The following is a 19,111-nucleotide window of genomic DNA, read 5'->3' on the forward strand; positions in this document are numbered from 1 at the left end:
ATCCGCGAAGGAACCGACGATGACCATCACCCAAGACCAGGCGACCTGGTTCGCCCAGACGTTCCAGCGGCTGAGCGACAACGTCGGCCAGGCGGTGCTCGGCAAGCCCGGAGTCATCCGCCTCGTCCTGACCGCGCTGCTGGCCGAGGGGCACGTCCTCCTGGAGGACGCGCCCGGCACGGGGAAGACCCAGCTCGCGAAGTCGCTCGCGGCGACGGTGCAGGGCACCCACAACCGCATCCAGTTCACGCCCGACCTGCTGCCGTCGGACGTGACCGGCATCACGGTCTACGACCAGGACAGCCACGAGTTCAGCTTCCACCCGGGGCCGATCTTCGCGTCGATCGTGCTCGCCGACGAGATCAACCGGGCCAGCCCGAAGACGCAGTCCGCGCTGCTCGAGGTGATGGAGGAGGGGCGCGTCACCGTCGACGGCAAGGGCCACGAGGTCGGCCGGCCGTTCATGGTCATCGCCACCCAGAACCCGATCGAGCAGGCCGGCACGTACAAGCTTCCCGAGGCCCAGCTCGACCGGTTCCTCATCAAGACGAGCATCGGCTACCCCGACCTGCAGGCGGCGGAGGTGATCCTCGGCGGGGCGTCGGTGCGCGACCGCTCCTCGGTGATCTCGCCGGTCGTCACCACGACCGCCATCGCCGAGATGGCCGACCTCGTCGCCGAGGTGCATGTCGACCCGGCCGTGCTGCGCTTCACCGCGCAGCTCGCCGAGGCGACCCGCACCGACCGCCAGGCCCGCCTCGGCGTCTCGGTACGCGGCTCGCTCGCGATGATCCGCGCCGCGAAGGTGTGGGCGGCCGCGGAGGGGCGCACCTACGTGCTGCCCGACGACATCAAGGCGCTCGCCGTGCCGGTCTGGCAGCACCGCATCGTGCTCGACCCCGAGGCGGAGTTCTCCGGCGTCGGCGCCGGCGACCTCATCGCCCGCGTGCTCGCCGACATCGCCGCCCCGCAGGCCAGGAACGCCGCCGCATGACCACCGCCGCCGAACGGCGGCCCCGTGCTCCGAAGCTCGAGGTCGCCCGCCCGCTCCGCGGCGCGGCCGGCTCCCTGCGCGACGGCGCGGCCCGGGTCGGCGGGCGCGTCGTGCCGGTCGTCGCAGCGGCCGGTCGCGCGGTCGGGCGTCGGGCGTCGGTCGTCACGCCGTTCGGCTGGGCGCTGGTCGTCGCGGGCGGGGCATCCGTCGCCCTCGGAGCCTGGCTGGGCTGGCGCGAGCTGCTCGCGGCGGCGATCGCGGTCGCGGTGCTGTTCGCGATCGCGATCGCGTCGATCCTCGGCCGGGCCGAATACGAGGTGCGCATCGACCTCGCGGAAGCCCGCGTCGTCGTCGGCACCCCGGCGTACGGGCAGGTGCTCGTCGCGAACCCGGCGCGACGGCGGGTGCCGGCCTCGACGCTCGTGCTGCCGGTCGGCGTCGCGCGCGCGGAGTTCGCGATCCCCCCGCTCGCGGCCGGGGAGCGGCGCGAGGAGGTCTTCCAGATCCCGACGCAGCGGCGTGCGGTGCTCCGGCTCGGTCCGCTCCGCTCCGTGCGCCGGGATGCGCTCGCGCTGCTCCAGCGCAGCCGCCGGCTCGGCGCGGCCACCGACCTCTACGTGCACCCGCGCACCGTGCGGCTCGACAGCTCCTCGAGCGGGTTCCTCCGCGACCTCGAAGGCCTGCCGACGCGCGACCTGTCGAGCGACGACGTGTCGTTCCACGCGCTCCGCGAGTACGTGCCCGGCGACGACCTGCGCCACGTGCACTGGAAGTCCACGGCCCGCTCGCAGCGCCTCATGGTGCGCCAGTTCGAGGAGACCCGCCGGTCGCAGCTCGCCATCGTGCTCTCGACGCGCACCGACGAGTACGCCGACGCCGACGAGTTCGAGCTCGCCGTCTCGGCGGCCGGCTCCCTCGGCCTGCAGGCGCTCGCCGAAGGCAAGGACGTCGCCGTGCTCGGCGCCGAGACGCCCACGCCGGCCGAGCACTCGCGGCGCCTGCTCGACGGGCTCTCGGGCGTCGAGCTCGTCGAGCGCGCCCGGCCCGCCGCGGAGGTCTCCCGCACGGTCGCCCGTGACGTGCCCGGGGCATCCGTCGTCGTCGTGCTCTTCGGCAGCAGCGTCGCCGCCGAGCAGATGCGCAGCGTGTCGGCCGCGCTGCCGCTGTCGGCGCGCGGCCTCGCGGTGCGCGTCGCGCCCGCCGAGGCGCCCAGCCGTCGCACCGTCGGCGACCTCGCGGTGCTGACCGTGCCCGAGCTCGACGACCTGCCCCGCATGATCGCGAGGGCCGGGGCATGAGCGCGGGCCGTGCCGCATCCGCCCGCACCGAAGCCGGCCGCCCCGTCGACGCGCGTGGCCTCGGCGTCGCCGCCGGGCTCGCCGCCCTCTGCGTGCTCGCCCTCGCGCCGCTCGCCCCCGTGTTCGACGGCGTCGACTTCTGGATCGCGGCGGTCGGCGGGGTGCTGCTCGGCACCGCCATCGCCTGGCTGGCCGCCGTGCGCGGCTGGGGAGCGCTCGTCGTCGCGGCCCTCGTCGTCGGCGCGTACTTCGTGTTCGGCGGGGTGGTCGCCGCGCGCGACCGCACCTGGTTCGGCGTCGTGCCGACACTCGACACACTGGCCGACCTCGCGCTCGGCGTCGTGTTCGCGTGGAAGCGCGTGCTCACCGTCGCCACGCCGATCACCGGATTCGACGGACTCCTCGTCGTGCCGTTCATCGCCGGGCTGCTGACCTCGGTCGTCGCGGTCTCGATCGGGCTGCGCGCCCGGCGCCCGCGATGGGCGGTCGCGCCCATCGCGCTGCTCCTCGCCGGCTCGATCTGCCTCAGCACCTTCGGCGCGTTCCTGCCCGCCGTGATCGGCGCGGCCTTCGCCGCGGGAGCCATCGCCTGGGCGGCCTGGCGCGATCGCGACGCCCGTGCCGAGAACCTCGCGCAGACCTCGGCCGCTCGGCGGACGCCGCGTGCGACCGCGATCGCCGCCGGCAGCCTCGCCGTCGCGCTGGCGGCCGGCCTCACGGCGGGCGCGGTCGTGCCCGCCACCGACCGGGTCGTGTTGCGCGACCTCATCGTGCCACCGCTCGAGGTGCACGACTTCGCGAGCCCGCTGACCTCCTTCCGCAAGTACATGACCGACGGCGAGGCATCCGTGCTCTTCACCGTCGACGGCCTCCCGGCCGGCGCGCGCATCCGCCTCGCGACCCTCGACCAGTACGACGGCATCGTGTACCGCGTCTCCGGCGACGGCTCCGCCGGCGGCGGCACCTTCGCGCGGGTCGGCCGCGAGATCGCGACGGATGCCCCGGGCGAGCCCGCGAGCCTCACCATCACCGTCGGCGACCTCCGCGGCGTGTGGCTGCCCGACGTGGGCGCGGCGACCGCCCTGCGCCTGGCCGACGCCGGATCGCGGGCCGACGACCTGAACTACAACGCGGCCACCGGCACCGCGGTGCTGACGTCGGGGCTCGTCGAGGGCGACGCGTACGCCGTCGACGCCGTCGTGCCCACGGCGCCCGACGAGGCGGACCTGGTCGGCGCCGAGGTCGACCGGGTCACCCTCTCGGAGCCGCAGGACGTGCCCGAGGCGGTCAGCGCCTTCACCGCCGACGTGACCGCCGGCACCTCATCGGCGTTCGAGCAGCTCAGCGCGATCGCGTCGACGCTGCACGACGACGGCTTCTACAGCAACGGCCTCGAGGGGCAGGTCGCGTCGCGGTCGGGCCATCGCGCCGAACGCATCGCGGCCCTGCTCGAGGGCACGCAGATGATCGGCGACGAGGAGCAGTACGCCGTCGCGATGGCGCTCGCCGCCGCCCAGCTCGGGCTGCCCGCGCGAGTCGTCATGGGGTTCCGGCCCGAAGCCGACCCCGCGGCCGGCGCCGGAGGCGGCAGCGTGGCCGTGACCGCGGCCGACGCGACGGTCTGGGTCGAGGTGCCCTTCCGGGGCATCGGCTGGGTGCCGTTCGACCCGACGCCGCCGAAGGACCAGGTGCCCCAGCAGGAGGTGCCCGAACCCGAGCAGAAGCCGCAGGCGCAGGTCCTCCAGCCGCCGCCGCAGCCCGACCAGCCGGTCGAACTGCCGCCCGACCCGCCCGCCGACGAGGCGGAGCACCGCGAGCAGCCGCTCGACCTCGCCTGGCTGTGGGTGACCCTGCGCTGGGTCGGGATCGGCCTCGGCATCGTGCTGCTGCTGCTCGGACCGGCGCTCGTCATGGCCGGGGCGAAGGCGGTGCGGCGCCGGCGACGCGCGGGCGCGCCGGAGCCGTCCGACCGCATGAGCGGCGGCTGGGCCGAGCTGCGCGACACCGCGCTCGACCACGGCGCGGTCGCGCCCGACGGCGCCACCCGGCGCGAGCAGGTGGCCGTGCTCGAGGAGCGGTTCGCGGATGCCTCGCCCGGCGGATCCCCCTACGGCGAGCTGGCGAGCCGCGCCGACGTCGCGGTCTTCGGAGCCGGCGACCCGTCGGCGGAGGAGGTCGCCGCCTACTGGAACGACGTGCGGACCGCGACCCGCGGCATCGGTCGCGCGGCCGGGTGGCGGGCGAGGCTCCGCGGGTTCCTGCTGCCGCGCTCGGTGCTGCGCGACCTGGGTGCGGGCGTGAAGCCGCGCCGTCTGGGCGCCGCCGGCGGCGCGTCGGGCGGCGCGTCGGAAGGGGGCGACGCGTGAGCGGCGCGGTCATGCAGTTGGCCTGGGGTGCGGCGACCGACCGCGGCCGGAAGCGCCGCGAGAACGAGGACTCGTACGTCGCCCGGCCGCCGGTGTTCTTCGTCGCCGACGGCATGGGCGGTCACGAGGCCGGCGCGCACGCCAGCGCGGCCGCGATCAGCGCCATCGGGGCGCTCGCCGGGCGGCCGTCGGTCTCGCTCCAGGACCTCGAGGTGGCCTTCGCGGCGGCCGTCGACGGCGTGCGCGCCATCCGCAGCGAACGCGCCGCCCCGGGCACCACGATCACCGGCGTGGCCGTGTCGGAACAGGGCGGCGGCGGGTACTGGCTCGTCATGAACATCGGCGACAGCCGCACCTACCTGCGTTCGTCCGGGCGCACGACCCAGGTCAGCGTCGACCACTCCGCGGTGCAGGCGCTCATCGATTCGGGCGCGATCGGCCCGGAGGAGGCCGCGACGCACCCCGAGCGCAGTGTCATCACGCGGGCCGTCGGCGCCGGCTCCGAGGCGCAGCCCGACTTCTGGATGCTGCCCGCGCTCCGCGGCGACCGCCTGCTTGCCTGCTCCGACGGACTCACGAAGGAACTCGACGCCGAGCGCATCGACCGGGCGCTCGCCGAGGAACGCGACCCGCAGGCCGCCGCCGACCGGCTGGTCGCCGAGGCGCTCGCCCACGGCGGGCGCGACAACATCACCGTCGTCGTGGTCGATGCCGTCGGCGTCGCCGCGGACGACGACGACCCCACCCTGCCGACCGGGATCCACGCCGTCGACGACGACACCCGGCCGCGCAGCGAACTGCTGGAGGGAGCCTGAGATGACCCGCTACGCACCGGGCGACCGGCATGCGATCCTGACCGCGCGAGCCGCCGTGCTCGTCGCCGGTCGCCCGCCCGAGTCGGCGCTGGAGGAGATCTGGACCGGACTCGGCGAGGGCCGCGGCCTCGACGCCGTGTTCGGCGCCCTGTTCGGCTCCTTCGGCACCAGCATGGCCGGCCTGCCGGCGTTCGCGGCGGCCGTCGCCGCGGCCGACGGCACGGTACGGCTCGCGGTGCGCGGCCCGATCCTCGCGCGCGTCACCACGGCGAGCGGCGACGTGCACGAGGTCGACGGCCGGGCGGCCATGAGCTGGGCCGAGCAGGCGATCGCCGACGCACGGCGCGTCGAGCTGGGCGAGGCGCCGGATGCCGCGTGGCTGCCCCTGCGCGACGGCGTGGTGTCGGCCGCCGCGGCGCGGCTCGAGGTGAGGGCGGCGACGGAGCCCGGAGCGGTGGAGGTGCCGGTGGTGGAGGTGCCGGTGGTGGACGTGCCGGTCGTGCCCGAGGTGGGGTCGCCCGCGTTCGAAGTGCCGGTCGCCATCGGCGTGGTGCCCGTCGCGGAGGCGGTGCCCGTCGCGGTGCCCGCGATCGAGGTGCCGGACGTCGAGCCGGCGCCCGAGCCCGAGCCGGAGCCGGAGCCCGAGCCCGAGGCGGAGCCGGACCCGGAGGCGGAACCCACACCCGTGCCGCTCGCCGCGCCGACCGGCCACACGACGGTCCTCCCTTCGCCCGTCGTCGACGACGAGTACGACGAGCTGCTCTTCGGGGCCACCCGCACGTCGACGATCGAGGATGCCGCGGTGCGCGCCGACCGCGCCGAGGACGCCGCCCGGGGCGGCGGGCTCATCGCCGGCCTCCCCGCCTTCGGGGCGGGCGCCGGCGCACCGGTCGCCGCACCGTCGGTCGCCGCGCCGCATGCTCCGGCGATCGGGTTCGACGTCGCCGACGGCGACCACGACGGCGAGACGATCTCGTCCGAGCAGCTCCGTGCGCTGCAGGCGGGCCTCGCCGACGCGGGCGGCGCCCCGGCGTCCGGCGCCGTCGCTGGCGGGGCATCCGTCGCCGCGGCGACCCTCGTCGTCTCCACGGGCGAGCGCTTCGTGCTCGACCGGGGCGCCGTGATCGGGCGCCGACCGCGGCTGAACCGCGTGCTCGGCGGACAGGCGCCGCACCTCGTCACGGTACCGAGCCCGAACCAGGACGTCTCGCGCGCCCACCTCGAGATCCGCGTCGAGGGCAGCCACGTGCTCGCCGTCGACCTCGACACGACGAACGGCAGCCGGCTGCTGCGGCCGGGGAAGGACCCGGTGCGGCTCCATCCGGGTGAGGTCGCGATCCTGCTCCCGGGCGACCGCATCGACATCGGCGACGGCAACGTGCTCGACTTCGAGGGGCTCCGATGAGCGGACGGCCGCCGTCGACGCCGCCCGCGCTCCCGGGATTCCGCTTCGTGGAACCCATCGGGTCGGGCGGATTCGCCGACGTGTTCCTGTACGAGGACCGCCTCGGCCGCAAGGTCGCGGTGAAGGTGCTGGCGGGCCGCCTCGACGACGCGGCGAAGAAGAGCTTCGACGACGAGGCCAACCTCATGGCGCGCATCGCGACGCATCCGGCGATCGTGTCGGTCTACGAGGCCGGCATCTCGGGCGACGGCCGCCCCTACCTGGTGATGGAGTACTGCTCGAAGCCCAACCTGCAGGCGCAGCACCGCCGCGAGCGGTTCTCCGAGGCGGAGGCGCTCCGCGTGGGCGTGCAGATCGCCGGCGCGGTCGAGACCGCGCACCGCGCGGGCATCTTCCACCGCGACATCAAGCCGGCGAACATCCTCGTGACCGACTACGGGCGCCCGGCGCTCGCCGACTTCGGCATCGCGGCGAAGGTCGACGCGGAGGAGCAGGACGGCCTGTCGGTGCCGTGGTCCCCGCCGGAGGCGCTCGGCGGGCTGTCGCGCAGCGACGCGCGGAGCGACGTCTACTCGCTCGCGGCGACGCTGTACACGCTGCTCAGCGGGCGCAGCCCGTTCGAGCTGCCCGGCGCCTCGAACACGCAGGCCGACCTCATGGCGCGGACCCAGACGATGCCGGTGCCGGGGCTGGGCCGCAGCGACGTGTCGGCGGGGTTCGAGCAGGTGCTGCGGAAGGCGATGTCGAAGTCGCCCGCCGACCGGCACCCGTCGGCCCTCGACTTCGGCCGGTCGCTGCAGCGCGTGCAGGGCGAGCTCGGGCTCACGCCCACCGTGCTCGACGTCGTCGACGACGACCCCCGGTCGGAGATCGCCGAGGACGACGACGACGGCCTGACGCGCGTATCGAGCGTGGTGAGCATCGACGCGCAGGCGGCGCCGCCTGCACCGCCGGCGCCGCCGGCGCTGCCCAAGTCGCCGGAGCGGCAGCCGGGGACGGATGCTCCGGGAGCGGGAACCGTCGCCCCCGAGCCGGATGCCTCGGCCTCGACGGACGACACGGTGCTGCGCCCGAACGGCACGACCGGGCTCGCCGTTCGGCCGGGCGCCGCCGTCGACGACACGGTGCGCCGACCGGATCCGCCGCACGGCGGACCGGTCGCGCCGGGCGGCCTGCCGATCCCTCCCGCGCCGGCGGTCGACGACACGGCGATCCGGCCGGCCGCGGTCGTGGCGGCCCCCGCGTCGGACGCCGCGCCGCCCGCCCGGCGCCGCATCGGCCTGGCGGTCGCCGCGGCCGCCGTGGGCATCCTGGTCGTCGGCGGGGCGGTCGGGGCGTTCGTGCTCAGCGGCGCCTCGGCCGGCAGTTCCGAGGCCGACCGGCCGGACTCCTCGGCCGAGGCCGACGCACCGGTCGACGCGGTCGACGTGGCGGAGGTCCCCGGCGTGGCAGCGCTCACCGGCGTCGCCGACGGCACCGCGGTCGTGTTCACGTGGACGAATCCCGAGCCCGAACCGGGCGACGGCTACCTGTGGCGCGCCGTCGTGCCGGGCGAGGAGACCGAGTTCGCCGCCGCCGAGGAGCCGACGGCGACCGTGGCGCAGCAGCCCGGCACGACCTGCATCGAGGTGCTGCTCCGGCGCGAGAACGGCCGCACCGCCGACGAGCCGACGCAGGGGTGCGCGCCGTGACCGCCGAGCGGGCCGGGGCGACGGCGAGCACGGGTTCGCCCGTCTCCGAGGAGACGGGCCCGCCGCCCACCGCGGTCGCCGTGGAGTTCTGCGGCGAATGGTTCCCGATCCTCGAGGGCGGCTCGCTGACCATCGGACGCGACGCCGACCTCGTCGTCGACGAGAACCCCTTCCTGCACCGCCGCCTGCTCGAGATCCGCGCGTTCGACGGCCTCTGGATGCTCTCGAACGTCGGCACGCGCCTGTCGGTCACGGTCAGCGACGCCGCCGGGCGGCTCCAGTCGTGGCTCGCCCCGGGCGCCAAGCTGCCGCTCGTGTTCGGGCGCATGAGCGTGGTGTTCACCGCCGGCCCGACGACCTACGAGCTCACCCTGCACACCGCGTCGCCGCCCTTCTCGGAGACGTCGGCGACGAGCCTCGACGGGGTGACGACGGTCGGGCAGCTCACGCTCACGCCGTCGCAGAAGCTACTCATCCTCTCGCTCGCGGAGCCGATGCTCGCCCGCGAGGGCACCGGCATGGGCGAGATCCCGACGAACGCCGCCGCGGCGGCCCGCCTCGGCTGGGCGGCCACCCGCTTCTCGCGGAAGCTCGACAACGTCTGCGAGAAGCTCGAGCGCATCGGCGTGCAGGGCCTGCGCGGCGACTCCCGCACGTACGCCACGAACCGGCGCGTCCGCCTCGTGGAGTACGCGATCTCGGCGCGCCTCGTCACCCGCGTCGACCTGCCGCTGCTCGACGCGCCCCAACCCTCGGAGGTCGACCGATGAAGCTCCGCCTCACCCTGCACCGCGCCACCGGGCCGGTGGACGTGGCGGTCACGGCGGATGCCACGGCCTCCGTCGCCGACGTCGCGGGGGCGTTGCTCGCGGGCGACCCGCAGCGCGCGGCCGCGCCCTCCGGCCCGGTGTCCGCAGACCTGCGCGTGCTCGAGGGCGGCGCGGCCCGCGTGCTCGATCCGACGGCGCTCGTCGGCGAGGCGGGCCTGCGCTCCGGCTCGCACGTCGACCTCGTCGTGCGCGGCGACCGGTTCGCCGACGCCGGCGCCGACCGGGGTGCCCCGGCCGCGCTGCTCCGCGTGCTCTCCGGCCCGGATGCCGGACGCGAGTACCCGCTGCCCTTCGGGTCGAGCATCGTCGGACGCGACCGCGACGTCGACGTGCGCCTCACCGACGGCCTCGTGTCGAAGCGCCACGCCCGCCTCAACGTGGCCGACGCCATCGAGGTCATCGACCTCAACTCCTCGAACGGCGTCGAGGTCGGCGGCGGGCTGGTGGAGCGGGCGCAGCTCGACTCGGGCACCACGGTCGTCGTCGGCGACACGTCGTTCTGCGTGGTCCCGCTCCGGGCCGCCGCACGGGAGCAGCCGGCCCCGGTCAGCGGTGTGGTCGAGCACGTCAGGTCGCCCCGGGTGGTGCCGCCCTACCGCGGCGAGACCTTCGTCGCGCCGGCGCCGCCGAAGCTGCCGGCGCCGCACCGCTTCCCGTGGATCGCACTCGCCGCGCCGCTGATCATGGGCATGGTGGTCTGGGCGATCACCCAGCAGCTCCTCGGCGTCGTGATGATGGCGCTCAGCCCGATCCTGCTCGTCGGCGCGTGGTTCGACCAGTCGATCACCACGCGGCGCACGTTGAAGGCCGAACGCGCCCGCTTCGACGAGGGCATGCGGCGGCTGCACGAGACCCTCGAGGCGGCCCAGGAGCGCGAGCGCCGGGTGCGCGGGCAGGAGCATCCGCCCCTCGCCGACCTCGAGCGCGCGTCCGAGCGCCTGGGCCCGCTGCTGTGGAGCGAGCGGGCCGAGCACCGCACCTTCCTCGCCGTGAGCCTCGGGATCGGCCGGGACCGGTCGCGGAGCACCGTCGAGCTGCCCGCCTCGAACGAGACCCTGCCCGACTGCTGGGATCAGCTGGTCGGGGTGCGCAGCGAGTACGCGACGATCGCGGGCGTTCCCGTCGTGGCCGACCTCCGCAGCACCGGGGCGCTCGGAGTCGCCGGCCCGGCACCGCGCGCCGGCGACGCCGCACGCGCCCTCGTGTTCCAGCTGACCGCGCGCCACTCGCCGGCCGACCTGGCGGTCGCCGCGATCGTCGCGCCGGCGAGCCGCGACGGATGGTCGTGGCTGAAGTGGTTGCCGCACACCGGCGCCGCGCACTCCCCGCTCGACGGGGCGCACCTGGCGGACTCGCCCGCCGCCGCGCAGTCGTTGCTGTCCCGCATCGAGGGCCTCATCGACGACAGGGTCGGCCAGGATCCGCCGACCCTGCGCGGGAGCCTCGACCCCGAGCGCCCGGAGGACCTCCCCGACCCCGTCGTGCCCGCCCTGCTGCTCGTCGTCGAGAACGACGCGCCCGCCGACCGGGCCCGGCTGACGCGCATCGTCGAACGCGGCGCCGACGCCGGCGTGCACGTCGTCTGGTGCGCACCGCGGGTCGACCTCCTGCCGGCGGCCTGCCGCGCGTTCCTGCAGCTCGACGAGACGCCCGACGGCGTCGGCGGCATCGTCCGCACCGGCGACCGGGCGACCCCGCTCGAGGTCGCGACGCTCGCCCGCGATCGTGCCGAGCACCTCGCCAGGGCGCTCGCCGCGGTCGTCGACGCCGGCGTGCCCGAGCGCGACGACTCCGACCTGCCCCGCGCCGTGTCGTACGCCGCGCTCGCCGGCCGCGAGGTGCTCGACGAGGCCGACGGCGTCATCGAGCGGTGGGCCGAGAACCACTCGCTCACCCCGCGGGACGGCACGGCGCCCGTGCCCCGGAAGCAGGACGGCCACCTCCGCGCCCTCGTCGGCGTCACGGGGGCCGACGTGCTGCACCTCGACCTGCGACGCGACGGGCCGCACGCGCTCGTCGGCGGCACGACCGGTGCCGGCAAGTCGGAGTTCCTCCAGACCTGGGTGCTGGGCATGGCCGCCGCGAACAGCCCCGACCGGCTGACGTTCCTGTTCGTCGACTACAAGGGCGGCGCCGCGTTCGCGGATTGCGTGAAGCTGCCGCACAGCGTCGGCATCGTCACCGACCTCGCGCCGCACCTCGTGCGGCGGGCCCTCACGTCGCTGCGCGCCGAGCTGCGCCATCGCGAGGAGCTGCTGCGGCTGAAGGGCGAGCCGGACCTCGCGTCGCTCGAGCGCAGCGGCGACCCCGACTGCCCGCCGAGCCTGGTGATCGTCGTCGACGAGTTCGCCGCGCTCGTGCAGGATGTGCCCGAGTTCGTCGACGGCGTCGTCGACGTCGCCCAGCGCGGACGCTCGCTCGGCCTGCACCTGGTGCTCGCCACGCAGCGCCCGGCCGGCGTCATCAAGGACAACCTGCGTGCCAACACCAACCTCCGCATCGCGCTGCGGATGGCCGACGCCGAGGACTCGTCCGACATCCTCGGCGAGCCCATGGCGGCCCACTTCGACCCGGGGATCCCCGGTCGTGCGGCGGTGAAGACCGGCCCTGGACGCATCCGCACCTTCCAGACGGGGTATGCGGGCGGCTGGACCACCGACACCCCGCCGCGCCCCCGCATCGACGTGCGCGAGCTCGGCTTCGGCGAGGGCCCGGCCTGGGAGCCGCCCGAGACGGGGCCGGCCGAGCCGGCCGCGACGGGCCCGAAGGACATCGCGCGCATCGTCACGACCATCGGCGAGGCCGCCGCTCGCGCCGGGGTTCCCGAGCCCCGCAGGCCCTGGCTCGACTCCCTCGCGCCCGTGTACGACCTGAAGCGGTTGCCCAACCGCCGCACCGACGAGCAGCTCCTCATCGGCGTGATCGACCGGCCCGACCTGCAGGCGCAGCCCGCCGCCTACTACGAGCCCGACCGCGACGGGAACATGGTCGTGTTCGGCACAGGCGGGTCGGGCAAGAGCACCGCACTGCGCACCATCGCCGCGTCGGCGGCGATGACCACGCGGGGCGGACCGGTGCAGGTGTACGCCCTCGACTTCGGCGCCGGCGGCCTGAAGGCGCTCGATGCCCTCCCGCACGTCGGGGCGGTCATTCCGGGCGACGACGAGGAGCGGGTCGCGCGGCTGCTGCGGATGCTCCGCGACCTCGTCGACGAGCGGGCGGTGCGGTACGCCGCGGTGAACGCCGCGACCATCACCGAGTACCGGGGGCTGGCCGGGCGTCCCGACGAACCGCGGGTGCTGCTGCTCATCGACGGCATCGGCGCGTTCCGCGACCAGTACGAGTTCGGCTCCGCCCAGGCGACGGCCTGGTTCGCCGCGTTCACCCAGGTCGCCAACGACGGCCGCCAGGTCGGCGTGCACGTCGTCATGACCGGCGACCGTGCCAACGCGGTGCCCACCTCGATCGCGTCCACCGTGCAGCGACGCATCGTGCTGCGGCTCGCGAGCGAGGAGGAGTACCTGCTGCTCGGCGTGCCGAAGGACATCCTCACCCCGCTCTCCCCGCCCGGGCGGGGCATCCTCGGCGACCAGGAGGTGCAGCTCGCCGTCCTCGGCGACTCCGACAACCTCGCGGTGCAGGGACGCGAGCTCGTTCGGCTCGGCGACGGGATGCGTCGCGGCGGCATCGGGTCGCCGCCGCCGGTTCGCCGCCTGCCCGATCGGGTGCGGCTCGACGAGCTCGCCCCCGACACCCGCGGATGGCCCGTGCTCGGCCTCGACGACCTCACCCTCGGGCCGGCCGCCGTGGAACCGCGCGGCACGCTCATGCTCAGCGGGCCGCCCGGGAGCGGGCGCACGACCGCGCTCGCGACGATCGCGTCGTCGCTGCGGCGATCGGGCGCGGTCACCACGGTGTTCCTCGCGCCGCGCGCGTCCGGCCTCAGCCGGAAGGCGGGGTGGACGCACCAGGCGATCGGGGCGACGGAGGTCGCCGCCCTCGCGGGCCGACTGGCGGAGCGGCTCGAGGCCGACCCGGCGTCGCTCGGCCGCGTCGCCGTGCTCATCGAATCCGTCACCGACTTCACCGGCGGCGAGGCCGAGTTCGACCTCGACCGCCTCATCAAGGCGGCGGTGCGGGCCGACCAGTTCGTCGTCGGCGAGGCCGAGACCTCGACCTGGTCGCAGGCGTACACGCTCGGGCAGCCGTTCAAGGCCGGCCGGCGGGGCATCCTGCTGGTCCCGTCGGAGCTCGACCCCGACCTGCTCGGCGCGCCGCTCGGGCGGCTCCGCCGCACCGACTTCCCCGCGGGTCGCGGCTTCGTCGTCACTGCGGGGCGCGCGGCGAAGGTCCAGGTCGCGGAGGAGGTCGGATGACCCGGGCGAGCCGGTGCACCGCCCGGCATGGGGATTCAGGCCCATCGACCACCGGGTCTGCCCGTCATTAGCTTTGCGGCATCGCACCCGCGATCCGCAGGGAACACCGAACACGAATCGAACACGAAGGAGAAGACCATGGCCGTTTGGGGACTCGACGTCCAGCAGGTCCGTCAGCTGAGCTCGCAGCTCAACAACAAGGCGGGCGAGATCGAGAGCATCCTCTCGACCCTCACCAACGCGCTCTCGAACACCCAGTGGGAGGGGCCCGACGCGACCCACTTCCGCAACGAGTGGTCGGGCCAGCACTCGAGCTCGCTGCGCCAGGTCGTGCAGGCGCTGCGCGACGCCGCCCAGCGCGCCTCGCAGAACGCCGCGCAGCAGGAGCAGGCCTCGCAGTAGCCCGCCGCGGCGCGGGACCGGGGATCACGAGAGGAGGAGGCCGACCATGGCGATGTACGGGGCCGATGTCGCGGAACTGCGCACGTTGGCGCAGCAGTTCGAGCGCTCGGCGCAGCAGCTCGAGGCGTGCCGGGCGACGCTCGGCGGCCAGGTCCGTTCCACGCCGTGGACCGGGCCGGACTCCGCGCGGTTCGGCAACGACTGGACGGGCACGCACAGCCCGCGCGTCGATGCCGCCGCCGCGGCCCTCCGCGACGCCGCGAACCGCCTGCGGGCGAACGCCGACCAGCAGGAGCAGGCGAGCGCGGTCGACGGCGGGTGGGAGGCGGGCCTGCCGGGGCTGCCCCTGCCGGGCGACCTGATCGGCGGCTTCCGGTTCGGCGATGCCGACTGGGGCACGGTGCCCGTCTCGGCGGACGCCGGTGGGCGCTCGATCTTCTCTTGGTTGCAGGGCGGCCTGGACTGGACGCCCGACCGGAGTGCTCCGATCTTCGGGTCCTTCGATGTCGGGTTCTTCGCGAGCAAGATCCCGGGCGTCGGGAACGTCGTCTCGGCGATCGGCATGGGCGATGTCCTCACGGATCCGGATCGATCCGTGCTCGACAAGGTGTGGGGCGCCGGCGGCTTCGTCGTCGACGTGGCATCCGGCGCGCTCAAGTCGGTCCCGAACCCGATCACCTACCTGACCGGCGTCGCTGGAGCCCAGGTGTGGGACGTGGTCGACCTGGCGGCGCACACCGACTGGGGTCTCGACCAGGCGAAGGACAACTGGGACTACGTGATGTCCGACCCCGGCGGCGCCGCCGTCGGCGCCGCACAGGCGGTCGTCGACTACGTCCCCGACCTCATCGACAACCTCTGGCCCTTCTAGGAGCGACCCATGGACGAATTGCTCACCGACGACGAGATCGTGGCCGTCGCCGGCGCCCGGGGGGTGGGGTGGCCGGTCCCGTTGGTGTCGGTGGCCGGCGAGGAACGGGCGATCACCGCCGCCGCGTTCCGCGGCTTGCGGTCGCTCATCGTGCGTGGTCGTGCCCGTGCGACCGGTGACGGGCGGACCGAGATCGAGCCCGCGCTCGCAGCGACCGTCGAGCGGGCGGCGAAGGCCCCCCGCGTGGTCATCGCGCACGTCAGCGGCGGCGACCTCGCCGGGTTGGCCGGAGCGGCTGCGGCGGTGTTCATCGACGATCGGGGCATCGTGCTCGACGTGGCCGACGCGACGGGTGTCCACGCCTTGGAGGAGAGCGATGCGGCGACGGCGCGCGCCAGGATCGTCGCATTCGCCCGGACCCGCTTCGCGCCCGCGCCGGGCCTCTCGCTGTCCTCCGCGGGTTGCGTCCTGATCGCGGCGAGCGGTGAAGACCGGGTCCTGCGAGTGCGGCCGGACCACGTCGAGGTCGGCCGGGTCGACCTCGACGACGATGGCCCCCGTTTCGCGGCGGCCTCGACGACGACCTTCGACGCCGTGGATGCGTTCGTCGCGAACGCGGTGAGGTGAGCCGCCATGGGCACGTTCTCCGGCGCTGACGTCGAGCGGTTGCGGGCACTCGCCGCCGAGTTCGACCGCGCGGCGGACCGGCTCGACGCCGGGCGCCGGGAAGTCGGTGAGGGAATCCGCATCAATGCCTGGGCCGGTCCGGTCGCCGTGCGGTTCCGGATCGACTGGGACTCGGCGCACTCGAAGCGGATGCACGCGGCGGCTGCGCGCCTTCGCGACGGTGGGGCGCGGTTGCGAGCCGACGCGGCCGAGCAGGATCGGGCGAGCGCGGTCGGGGGGATCCGCTCGGGGGACTTCGGGGGTGCGCCGGAGCGCCCGGCCGACTACATCCGTTCGTTGCACGAGATGGACCGGGACGGCGACAGCGTGCGCATCCAGCGGGTGCTGTGCGACGACGGGACGGTCCGCTACCTCGTCTACATCAACGGCACGAACTTCGGATCGGACGGGCAGACCGGCCTCGATGACAACGCGAACCTGATCTCGGGTCTGCCCGACGACACCCTCGATCACGTGCGCACGGAGATCCTGAAGGCGATCGACGGCGATCCCGATGCCGAACTGATGCTCGTCGGGTACAGCCAAGGAGGCTTGGTCGCACAGCGCCTGGCGGACGAGGGCGTGCTCAACATCTCCACGATTGCGACCTACGGATCGCCCTCGTACAAGAGCTACAACTCGCTGCACGGCGCCGAGATCATCAGGTTCGAGCACAACGGCGATCCGATTCCCTTGACCGACGCAGAGGTGGGTCCGTACGGCTGGTTGCGCGGGGTGCAGGCCGAGCAACGCGGTGGTTCCGATGTCACGTTCCGCGGAGGCAATCCACTGCAGACGATCGTGGGTGGTTTCCCGCATACGGACCACGGCGACTACGAATGGCTCGCCGACCGGTTCGAGGAGAGCGACGACCCCGCACACCAAGCGATCCGAGAGCAGATGTCGCGCTTCCGTGGTCGCGTCGTGGGCGATTCGGATCGGGAGGGCTGACCCATGGCCAAACCCCACAAGTACGCCTGGACGGGCGTCGACGTCGAGACCTCGCTCACACTCGAGCAGCTGGGCAACATGGCGCAGCGCGCCGCGCAGGAGAGCACGGGCGACCTGCTGCTCGGCAAGCACCGCATCGTCGTCGTGAAGTCGACCGATCGCGCGATCGAGTTCCGCATCAACGACTACCTGGTCTCGTTCAAGAAGCTGCTCGTGTTCTCGCTGTCGCTCGTCGAGCGTGACGGGCAGCGCTTCGCCTCGACGTCGATCGACTGGTACCTCACCACGCAGTCGACGGTCGCCGGGTTCATCCCGGTGAGCACGAGGTCGATGGTCGCGCACGGCACCTACCTGCAGTTCGTGCGCAACCTCGCCGGGCAGGTCCGCGCAGCCGATCCGGGCGCGCGCATCGTCATCCGCGAGGGCGTGCAGCAGCCGGATGCCTCGCCCGTAGCCTCGGCGACCACCGCCGTCGCGGCGACGGCCGTGGTACCGGCAGCCGTGGGCACGTCGGCACCACCCCCACCGCCTCTCGCGTCGGGTGCGGTCGGGACCGGTGCCGGCTTCCCACCACCTCCACCCCCGCCGCCGCCTCCGTCGAATGACGTGCGCATGCCGCCGCCGCCCCCGGGACGCCCCGCCGTACTGCTGCCGCCGCCTCCGCCGCCGGCGGCCCGGCCGGCCCCGCCGGCCCCGGCCGGGTGGGCGGCACCGATCGCCGATGCTGCGGCCGCGCAGCCGAGTGCGGGGCTCGTCACGGGGGTTCCGGGTCGGACGGCGCCGGTTCCTCCGGCGCCCCAGGAGGTGCACTCGGCCACGTCGCCCGAGCCCGAGCCCGAGCCCGAGTTCGACGACGAGGACCTCGACGCGACGCGCAGCGCGCAGGCGGTGTCGGCCCGCCCGTGGAAGCTCCTGCTGCCCGAGGGCGAGGAGCTGCGGCTCGAGGAGGCGATCGTGGTCGGCCGCAATCCGGTCGTGCCGACGCACATGCCGCCGACGACGCGCGCCGTGCCGCTCGTCGACCGCTTCAAGTCGGTCTCGAAGTCGCACGCCGGCATCGAGGTGCGGGGCGGGCTGCCCTGGATCACCGACTTCAACTCGACGAACGGCACGACCGTCACCAACTCGGCCGGCGAGGCGATCGAGTGCCCGCCCGGGGTCGCCGTGCCCGCGGCCGAGGGGTGGAGGGTCTCGTTCGGCGAGTACACCGTGGCGCTGGCCTTCGATGACTGAGATGCAGGGGAGTGCACGATGACGATCCACACCGATCGGGAGGTCGCGTGGGAGGCGCTGTTCGACCCGTCGACGTCGCCCGAGGCCCTCGCCGAGATCGCGTACGGTCACCCGGAGTTCAGCGCGACGGTGGCGAGGCATCCGAACGCCTACCCGGAGTTGGTGGCGTGGGCGTCGCAGCACGGCGCCTCCGACCCGACGGCGCCGGCTACGACCGCGGCGGACGCCACCGCGGCCGTCCCGGAGCAGCAGTTGAGCCTCGAGCAGCAGCTGAGCCTCGAGCCGGACCCGGCCTCCGTGCCTGACCCGCGGCCGCTCGCTGATGCGCCGACCGCAGGGCTTCCGGGTTTCGTCGCCGAGCGCGTCCGCCGACGAGCCCTCGCGACGCCGTGGTGGATCGCCGCGCTGGCCGCCTACACGCTCGGCACGCTGTCGATGCTGCTGCCCGAGGACCTGGCGGGGGTCATCGACCTGGCCGCGCTCCTCTCCCCGCTGCTGGCCGGTGCCTTCCTCATCGTCGGTGGGGCGATCGGCGCGCCGAGCGCCGGCCGGAAGGCGGGGGCCATCGCGCTCGCCGCCGTCGGCCTGCTGCTCGGGGTCGGGGCGGTGTATGCGGGGCTACCGTACTTCTTCGCGCTACCGACCCAGATCGCCTGGATCGTCCTCGTCGCCGGCGCGTTCCTCATCAGTTGGATGCTCGCCCGTCCCGTGCATGGCGCGGGATACGCGGCCATCGCCGTCCTCGCGGCGGGGTTCGTCGTGGGGATGCTGCTCCTGCCGTTCTACGTGCGATACCCGCGCGAGCTCGACACCGCCACCTGGCTGCGATCGCTGGCCGGCTTCCTCCTCGTACTCGCCGCGCCGTTCGCCGCGGTGGGGTGCGCGCTGTGGTGGACGCGGGGCGCCGAACGTCGCGCCGCGACGCGCGCCGCGACCGTCCGGTCGGCGTTGGTCCCGTCGGGTGCCGCACCGCTCCAAGGCGCGCAGACCAACACGATGGCCGTGCTCGCCCTCGTCTTCGCGTTCGTGTTCAGCGTGCTCGGCATCGTGTTCGGGCACGTGGCGCTCGGGCAGATCCGGCGAACCGGCGAAGCCGGGCACGGGCTGGCCGTAGCCGGCCTGGTGATCGGGTACGTCTCGGTGGGACTCGGCGTGCTCATCCTCATCGTCTACGCGGTGGGGCTCGGCATGCTCTTCGGCGGCGGGTACTGAG

At 74.6% G+C, this 19,111-nt stretch carries 14 protein-coding genes; all 14 read left to right on the forward strand.

Annotation, left to right across the window (positions count from 1 at the left end):
- Positions 1–19 precede the first annotated feature (19 nt).
- Positions 20–994: an AAA family ATPase gene (locus tag ACGGZK_RS05370; protein ID WP_395245234.1), complete on the forward strand. Its 975-nt coding sequence runs from the start codon at positions 20–22 to the stop codon at positions 992–994.
- Positions 991–2,292: a DUF58 domain-containing protein gene (locus ACGGZK_RS05375; RefSeq protein WP_395245235.1), complete on the forward strand. Its 1,302-nt coding sequence runs from the start codon at positions 991–993 to the stop codon at positions 2,290–2,292. Before ACGGZK_RS05370 ends, ACGGZK_RS05375 begins: the two co-directional genes overlap by 4 nt.
- Positions 2,289–4,658, forward strand: a complete 2,370-nt coding sequence (locus tag ACGGZK_RS05380; protein WP_395245236.1) for a transglutaminaseTgpA domain-containing protein — start codon at positions 2,289–2,291, stop codon at positions 4,656–4,658. Before ACGGZK_RS05375 ends, ACGGZK_RS05380 begins: the two co-directional genes overlap by 4 nt.
- Positions 4,655–5,473, forward strand: a complete 819-nt coding sequence (locus ACGGZK_RS05385) for a PP2C family protein-serine/threonine phosphatase (protein WP_395245237.1) — start codon at positions 4,655–4,657, stop codon at positions 5,471–5,473. Before ACGGZK_RS05380 ends, ACGGZK_RS05385 begins: the two co-directional genes overlap by 4 nt.
- Position 5,474: 1 nt before the next feature.
- Entirely contained in the window at positions 5,475–6,878 is a 1,404-nt protein-coding gene (locus tag ACGGZK_RS05390) for an FHA domain-containing protein (RefSeq protein WP_395245238.1), read from the forward strand.
- Positions 6,875–8,569, forward strand: coding sequence for a serine/threonine-protein kinase (locus ACGGZK_RS05395; RefSeq protein WP_395245239.1), 1,695 nt, complete (start codon positions 6,875–6,877; stop codon positions 8,567–8,569). Before ACGGZK_RS05390 ends, ACGGZK_RS05395 begins: the two co-directional genes overlap by 4 nt.
- Entirely contained in the window at positions 8,566–9,339 is a 774-nt protein-coding gene (locus ACGGZK_RS05400) for a hypothetical protein (RefSeq protein WP_395245240.1), read from the forward strand. Before ACGGZK_RS05395 ends, ACGGZK_RS05400 begins: the two co-directional genes overlap by 4 nt.
- Entirely contained in the window at positions 9,336–13,775 is a 4,440-nt protein-coding gene (locus ACGGZK_RS05405) for an FtsK/SpoIIIE domain-containing protein (RefSeq protein ID WP_395245241.1), read from the forward strand. The genes ACGGZK_RS05400 and ACGGZK_RS05405 overlap by 4 nt, the downstream gene beginning before the upstream one ends.
- A gap of 138 nt (positions 13,776–13,913) precedes the next feature.
- A complete protein-coding gene (locus ACGGZK_RS05410; RefSeq protein ID WP_395245242.1) occupies positions 13,914–14,177 on the forward strand; it encodes a WXG100 family type VII secretion target in 264 nt (87 codons plus the stop codon).
- A gap of 46 nt (positions 14,178–14,223) precedes the next feature.
- Positions 14,224–15,048 (forward strand): WXG100 family type VII secretion target, encoded by an 825-nt coding sequence (locus ACGGZK_RS05415; RefSeq protein WP_395245243.1) that lies wholly within the window; start codon positions 14,224–14,226, stop codon positions 15,046–15,048.
- A 9-nt stretch (positions 15,049–15,057) separates the two neighbouring features.
- Positions 15,058–15,675 carry a hypothetical protein gene (locus tag ACGGZK_RS05420; protein WP_395245244.1) on the forward strand — a complete coding sequence of 206 codons (618 nt, stop codon included), beginning with the start codon at positions 15,058–15,060 and terminating at the stop codon, positions 15,673–15,675.
- Positions 15,676–15,681: 6 nt separating this feature from the next.
- Entirely contained in the window at positions 15,682–16,665 is a 984-nt protein-coding gene (locus tag ACGGZK_RS05425) for a hypothetical protein (protein WP_395245245.1), read from the forward strand.
- 3 nt (positions 16,666–16,668) lie between these two features.
- Positions 16,669–17,898 (forward strand): FHA domain-containing protein, encoded by a 1,230-nt coding sequence (locus ACGGZK_RS05430; protein WP_395245246.1) that lies wholly within the window; start codon positions 16,669–16,671, stop codon positions 17,896–17,898.
- 18 nt (positions 17,899–17,916) lie between these two features.
- Positions 17,917–19,110, forward strand: a complete 1,194-nt coding sequence (locus ACGGZK_RS05435; protein WP_395245247.1) for a DUF4190 domain-containing protein — start codon at positions 17,917–17,919, stop codon at positions 19,108–19,110.
- Position 19,111: the final 1 nt, after the last annotated feature.

The organism is Agromyces sp. MMS24-K17 (assembly GCF_043950245.1).
In the GTDB taxonomy this organism is placed as follows: domain Bacteria; phylum Actinomycetota; class Actinomycetes; order Actinomycetales; family Microbacteriaceae; genus Agromyces.

Coding starts and splice junctions, on each gene's coding strand:
- ACGGZK_RS05370 (WP_395245234.1), top strand. CDS start 20: ATGACCATCACCCAAGACCAGGCGACCTGGTTCGCCCAGACGTTCCAG.
- ACGGZK_RS05405 (WP_395245241.1), top strand. CDS start 9,336: ATGAAGCTCCGCCTCACCCTGCACCGCGCCACCGGGCCGGTGGACGTG.
- ACGGZK_RS05435 (WP_395245247.1), top strand. CDS start 17,917: ATGACGATCCACACCGATCGGGAGGTCGCGTGGGAGGCGCTGTTCGAC.
- ACGGZK_RS05420 (WP_395245244.1), top strand. CDS start 15,058: ATGGACGAATTGCTCACCGACGACGAGATCGTGGCCGTCGCCGGCGCC.
- ACGGZK_RS05390 (WP_395245238.1), top strand. CDS start 5,475: ATGACCCGCTACGCACCGGGCGACCGGCATGCGATCCTGACCGCGCGA.
- ACGGZK_RS05415 (WP_395245243.1), top strand. CDS start 14,224: ATGGCGATGTACGGGGCCGATGTCGCGGAACTGCGCACGTTGGCGCAG.
- ACGGZK_RS05430 (WP_395245246.1), top strand. CDS start 16,669: ATGGCCAAACCCCACAAGTACGCCTGGACGGGCGTCGACGTCGAGACC.
- ACGGZK_RS05425 (WP_395245245.1), top strand. CDS start 15,682: ATGGGCACGTTCTCCGGCGCTGACGTCGAGCGGTTGCGGGCACTCGCC.
- ACGGZK_RS05380 (WP_395245236.1), top strand. CDS start 2,289: ATGAGCGCGGGCCGTGCCGCATCCGCCCGCACCGAAGCCGGCCGCCCC.
- ACGGZK_RS05375 (WP_395245235.1), top strand. CDS start 991: ATGACCACCGCCGCCGAACGGCGGCCCCGTGCTCCGAAGCTCGAGGTC.
- ACGGZK_RS05395 (WP_395245239.1), top strand. CDS start 6,875: ATGAGCGGACGGCCGCCGTCGACGCCGCCCGCGCTCCCGGGATTCCGC.
- ACGGZK_RS05410 (WP_395245242.1), top strand. CDS start 13,914: ATGGCCGTTTGGGGACTCGACGTCCAGCAGGTCCGTCAGCTGAGCTCG.